The 1,397-nt window shown below is 45.7% G+C and carries 1 protein-coding gene; it reads left to right on the top strand.

Annotated features, from left to right (window positions below; all coding sequences use genetic code 11):
• Positions 1-9 precede the first annotated feature (9 nt).
• A partial coding sequence (locus tag AB4496_RS19725; protein ID WP_372131694.1) for a CYTH domain-containing protein occupies positions 10-1,397 on the top strand: 1,388 nt, incomplete at its 3' end.

Genomic DNA, 1,397 nt, shown 5'->3' on the forward strand with positions numbered 1-1,397 from the left:
GGTATAACTATGGAAACCGAGATAGAACTGAAGTTTTTTGTTTCTCCTGATTTTTCAGAGACTTTACGCAATAAAATTGCTGAAACTAAAGTACTTCAGCACAGTTGTCGTGAGCTAGGTAACATCTACTTTGACACCCCCGATAACTGGTTACGTAAGCACGATACTGGCTTGCGCATTCGACGCTTTGATGACGTATTTGTACAGACCGTAAAGACGGCTGGTCGTGTGGTTGCAGGCCTGCATCAAAGGCCTGAATACAATGCAGAACATGACAGCAATGAACCTAAGCTAGCCCTACATCCAGAGGACATCTGGCCAGCGGGCAAAGACATCGAAACGCTGGAAGCTGAGTTGACTCCTCTATTTTCTACCAACTTCACACGTGAGCAGTGGTTGATTGGTATGCCTGATGGCAGTCAAGTCGAGGTCGCATTCGATCAAGGTTTTGTTGAATCAGGCGAACTGCAAGAACCGATTTGTGAAGTCGAATTGGAACTTAAGTCCGGTCAAACAGATGCTCTGTTTACACTGTCTCGTCAATTCTGTGAACAAGGTGGCATGCGTTTAGGTAATCTAAGCAAAGCCGCTAAGGGTTACCGCCTTGCTCAAGGTTATCAAGGAGATGAAGTCACTCCTTTGACCTTAGTTGATACTGCTAAAAGTGATACTGTTGAATCGTGTTTCATTCAATCTTTAGAGCATGCTCTCGCTCATTGGCATTATCATGAGCAGATCTTCACCGAGCGCCAATCCATTGAAGCGTTACATGAGATCAGTCACTCGCTGAGTTTTATTCGTCAAACCTTCACCATCTATGGTGGCATTGTCCCAAGACGCGCGAGTGCCATTTTACGCCAAGAGCTTAAGTGGCTTGAGCAAGAACTCGACTGGCTAAAAAGCTATGACCACTTCGAAGATTTGCTCGAAGATAAAGGCCACGTACTGCGTAAATTGGATGCGCGTAAGTTTTTGGTCGCTGAACTTAAAGAGATGCAAGAGCAACTTCCCGATCGCGAAGAACTGCTTACCTTGTTGAGCTCTGCTCGTTACACTGGTTTGTTGCTAGATCTGAGTCGCTGGATCTTGTCTCGTGGCTGGCAACCATTCTTAGACGAAAAAGCACGTGAACAAATGGCACGTGGTATCGAATGGTTTTCGGTTAAGCAACTCGATCGCACATGGGCCGACTTGATGGAAGCTTTCCCGCCAGAGCGAGTGATGACTAGCCAAGCGTATATTGAACAGCAATATCGTTTGATGAGAAACCTATATTCTGGTGTTGGTTTCGCGAGTTTGTATGATGACGATGAACGAAACAGTTTCCGCTTGCCATGGGCCGATATGGTGCAAGGTATTGACGATTTGCTGGCACTTAAAACATTAGAGCCTTTGAC

Source organism: Vibrio sp. 10N.222.46.A1 (genome assembly GCF_041473595.1).
Taxonomy (GTDB): Bacteria; Pseudomonadota; Gammaproteobacteria; order Enterobacterales; family Vibrionaceae; genus Vibrio; species Vibrio tasmaniensis_A.